Annotated in this window: 3 protein-coding genes and 1 tRNA gene; 1 reads left to right on the top strand and 3 read right to left on the bottom strand. The window is 60.0% G+C overall.

The window, feature by feature from the left end:
* Positions 1–787: glycosyl transferase (locus BMYO_RS11160; protein WP_094668526.1), on the top strand; the 787-nt coding region annotated here is incomplete at its 5' end.
* Positions 788–862: 75 nt separating this feature from the next.
* Here the strand turns inward: BMYO_RS11160 and BMYO_RS11155 are convergent.
* From BMYO_RS11155 to BMYO_RS11145, 3 genes are all read right to left on the bottom strand, one after another.
* Positions 863–2,458: a C69 family dipeptidase gene (locus BMYO_RS11155; protein WP_094668525.1), complete on the bottom strand. Its 1,596-nt coding sequence runs from the start codon at positions 2,456–2,458 to the stop codon at positions 863–865.
* Between the two features lie 1,188 nt (positions 2,459–3,646).
* Positions 3,647–3,719, bottom strand: a tRNA-Lys gene (locus tag BMYO_RS11150).
* A 296-nt stretch (positions 3,720–4,015) separates the two neighbouring features.
* Positions 4,016–4,560, bottom strand: a 545-nt coding sequence (locus BMYO_RS11145; RefSeq protein WP_143249198.1) for a transposase, incomplete at its 5' end; no start/stop codon positions are given.

The following is a 4,560-nucleotide window of genomic DNA, read 5'->3' as shown; positions in this document are numbered from 1 at the left end:
GGCGGCCGCAACCGGCATGTACGTCAAGGTAGTGGACGCGGACGACTGGGTGGACCCGCAGGCCATCGACACCGTGCTCGCCACGCTGCGGGCGCAGCGCGAGACGAACGAGCCCATCGACATGTTGGTGACCAACTACGTGTACGACAAAGTGGCCAAACGTCACAAACACACGGTGAACTTCCGGCGCGTGATGGACTCCGGCCGTGTACTCGGCTGGGATGATTTGGGCACGTTCGGCCTCGCGCAGTACATCATCATGCATGCGCTCACCTTCCGCACACAGGTGGTGCGCGATTCCGGGCTCACGCTCCCGGAGCACACGTTCTACGTGGACTTCTACTACTCGTATCAGCCGTTCCCATGGGTCAAGCGCATCCAGTATCTGGACGTGCCGTTCTACCACTACTTCATCGGGCGCGAGGGACAGAGCGTGCAGACGGATGTCATGATTCGCCGCGTGGATCAGCTGCGGCTCGTCAACCGTCTTATGACCGAGGCCACGCCCGAACGCGGCACGGTCCCGGACGGACTGTACCGGTACATGATCCACTTCCTATCCATCGAATCGTGCGTGACGTCCGTGTTCCTCATCCTGTCCCGTGACCCGGCGAACTACGAGAAGAAGCGTGAGCTGTGGGCGGCGCTCGACGAGTACTCTCCGGCGATCGGACATGACGTTCGCGCCAAGATCATGTCCCGCGCGATCAATCTGCCCGGTTCCGCCGGGCGTTGGGCCGTGCGCAACGGATACACCATCGCCGAGAAGGTCGTCGGCTTCAACTGATTCCGTCTTCGAATCCGGATGGGGCGGCGGGCGTAGGAACCTGAACGGACACCGCCCCTGTGGCAATCGCCCGCGTCACACCCAGCGGTCGGACATGGCGAAGCTGTTGTGCATCAGGTTGCTGGACGTGTACAGCACGCTGTCGAGCAGCTTGGCGGTGTGCTCGCGCAGATAATCGGCTATGCGCCCGTTGGCGACCTCCAGCACCGCCGGCACGGCGCGCACGTCCTCGTCGCCATAGCCGCCTTCGGCCACCTGCGCATCCGTCTGTTCAATCAGACGATGGCCGAACGCGCGCACCAGCTCCGCATAATGTTCGATCGCGTTGCGCGTCTCGAACCAGTGGGCGTCCGCAATCACGGCGATGAGACGGTTCTCCCAGTAGAGATTGCCGGTGGAGACCGTGGGCGTGGTGTCGCGCAGGTAGGCGGGCGTATCGTCAACGTTCGCATAGAACGGCGCGATTGTGGTGAACGGGCCGGAACCGAAGGAGACCCACATCACCGCACGACTGCACGCCGGGACGTACGGGCGCAGCTGAATGGCCACCATATGACCTGTACGGTTCACGCCGATCGGGCGGTACCGGTGGCGTGATTCCGCCGTACCGGTCGTACCGTAGGGGTCATACGGCGTGCCCTCGAAATGGGAGGACAGCAGGAAATCGACGTCCTCGAGGGTCACCCTGTCCTCCGGCACGCGGCACCACGGGATGTCGTCGGACTCGGGCGTGTATCGCGCGGCGGGCGAATCCCAGTCCTCGCCGGGGTTGAGATGACGCTGCATGTACCAGGCGCGCGGGGTGTTGTAGATGTGGTCCTTGGGCGTGGCGGTGCCGAAGACCTTGCGTGGGTTGAAATTGCCGGTTGCGCCGGCGCTCGTCCCGGCAACGGCCCCGAAACCGGCGCTGTGGGAGTGACGGCCACCGGACACGGCGGGCGCTCCCATCGTACGGTCAAGATGATGCTCGGCGATGAACTCACGCAGATCCGCACTGCACATGTATTCGCGCTGCTTGCCGAACGCATCGGTCAGGTCGAAATCGTCGATGCCCAGCTGATTGGGGATGGTGGCGTAGCAGTCGTCCGGCACACGGCGGGCGATCCAATGATGGCCGCCAATCGTCTCGACGTACCAGATCTCGTCCACATCGGAGATGATCACGCCGTTCGACTCGTACGTACCGTAGGTCTTCAGCAGTTCGCCGAGCCGGACCACGCCCTCGCGCGCGGTGGTGACGTACGGCAGGACGAGGGTGATGATGTCCTCCTCGCCGATGCCGCCGGGCTGTTCGGGGCGGTAGTCGTCGTCACTGGGCTCGCCCTGCGCCGGCTGCAGCTCGACCATCGGGTCGGCGGCGAGCACACGTTCGTTGACGGCGATGGTTTCGGTGGCGCTCATCGCCACGTTATGTTCGTTGGCGCCGGCTTCGGCCAGCACACCACGGTTGTGCAGCACGTTCGGCGCGATGGTGTAGCGGCAGGGATTGTCTGGCAGGTCAATTGCGACGTGGCTCAGCACGCTGACGTAGTGACGCGGCTGGTCATCCGGGTGGACCGTGATGAGACGCTTGGGATCATAGCGGCCGGAACCGGAATCGTCGTCGCGGGCGATGATGGTGGAGCCGTCGTAGCTGGCATTCTTGCCGATGAGGATGGTAGTGCATGACATGCCGCCCACTGTAGGCGACGGGATGGCCGGGAATCCGGACCGGGCACTGGGCGGGGCGATCGTAACATTTAGGCTCTGTTAAACCAGAATTGACATGGGCTAATCAACGAGAGTTCTGAATGGGTTGATTTCCTAGGGAAATCAACCCCACCGATTCGCCTCTTACGCCAAAGGTGGTTTAACAGAGCCAGCATGTACCGCGGATGGTCACGAAAATCGCCGCCATCCGTGCGACTAATCAATCATTAGGTGAATATCGAGGACGAAACTACGACCGCGCAGGCCTTCGCATCCACGCTCTGTGCCTTATCGTGCCAGTTCTTGCCTCGCCGATTACGCGGCCGAGTGCTGGGGGATAATGAGCAATCAACATCAAGCGCCATCATGCACAGGACCACGCACTGCGCAAGCCGTGATTCCCATATAATTCCCAGCTAATGCACACGCCGCACCGAGACTGATGGTGTTATATGTGAATCACGGCCGCAAAGCCCGCAATAATTGAACCTTCTTCTTCTTCTCTTCCTCTTTCTTCTCCTTCAAAGCCCGGTTTCCGCCGGGCTTTGTTTGTTTGTGGCGCATATGGACAGGTGCGGAGGCGCAGATTGGGGTGCAATTCCATGATGGGTCTCAGCAATCCACCTGCCATTCGTTAAGGCCAGCCACCTCTCTCACGCTCCGAGCAAGACTGTCACAAGACTGTCACAAGACCGTCTCAGGACTGTCGGATTTCGACGCTTCGGTGACGGTTCTCAACGCAAGAGTGTCGGTTTTCGTTACTTGACTGTCGGATTTCGTACGTATGCCGTACGAAATCCGACAGTCTTACGTCGAGGTCCGACAGTCAGGTGTCGAAATCCGTCACCGAAGCGTCGAAATCCGTCACCGAAACGACGAGAACCGACAGTTTGCGGCAATCTTGTGGCAGTCTTGCTCGGAGAGCACAGTCCAAGGCTCCGCGGAATACAAGAAAGGCACCGGCGTCAAACCGATGCCTGAGAGGTAGCGAGCATCTGCGCTCATGTTGTCCAATGTTGTCTCGGAAGGCAATTAGCAGCTAAGAAAATTCAGGGATAATCAGGGATGAGACGCGATTGGCAAAAACAAGAAAAACCCTTGGACCTCAATGATTCCAAGGGTTTCAAGGAGAAACAAGAAAGGCACCGAGCAAAGCCGATGCCTTAAGTGTGCCCCCTGTGGGATTCGAACCCACAACCCACGACTTAAAAGGACGCTGCTCTAACCGTTGAGCTAAAGGGGCAACAGCACTAAGATACACGCGGGCTCCAGACATTGTCTAGTCCGGCGTTGCGTATCACCTCGCTCACACGTCAGCCACACGTCAATCGAACATCTAGTGATCCGTCTCACTAATAATTGAGGGGTAGAGTTTCTCCTCTAACGAGGAGGTTACCAATGAAGCTGACTGGGGAGAGACAGAAGCTGGACCCCTCAATTATTAGTGAGACAGACCACTAGTATGCCACGTCAGAAATTCGTTTATTAATGGCTCTTCGGGTGTTTGTGTGGGTGTAGATTGCTGGTCTGGCCTGCTGGCTATTGGCGTCCGGGGAGTGTGAGGTTGAGTCCTCCGCATTTGAGCATGACGAGGCTGATGAGGTTGTCGAGGTTCCTGTAGCCGTAGCCGATCTTGATGGTGGTCTTGATCTTGTTGTTGATGGCCTCGAGCCTGGCGTTGGACAGTCCGGAACGGATGGTTGCGAGGATGTCGAAGTGGCGCCTGGCGATCTTCTCTCCGAGCGGGACGAAGCCCGGGATGCCGGACAGGAACGCGTCCGCGGCCCATTGGCGCAGCAGGGGCGCGGCCTCGTCCGCCGTCTGCTTGAGGATCATCCTGAGGCGTTCCTTGAGCTTGTACGCCTCCCAGAGGGTCTCGTTGGTGTTCGCCACGCACTCCAATTGGGCCTTCTGGCCGGCGGTCAGGTCGTTCTCGTTCTTCAGCAGCGCCCAACGCGCGCCCTTGATCGGGTCCTTGGCGCCCTTCCGGGCCGTGCCGGCCTTTCTGGCCTCGCGCCATGCGGCGGTGCGGACCTTGTCGAGCGCGTCGGTCGCCCAGGACACGATGTGGAACCCGTCGAGGA

It is taken from the genome of Bifidobacterium myosotis (assembly GCF_002259745.1).
In the GTDB taxonomy this organism is placed as follows: domain Bacteria; phylum Actinomycetota; class Actinomycetes; order Actinomycetales; family Bifidobacteriaceae; genus Bifidobacterium; species Bifidobacterium myosotis.
The sequence above is the reverse complement of the archived record's forward strand: the minus strand, read 5'-3'. Positions and strand labels throughout refer to the sequence as shown.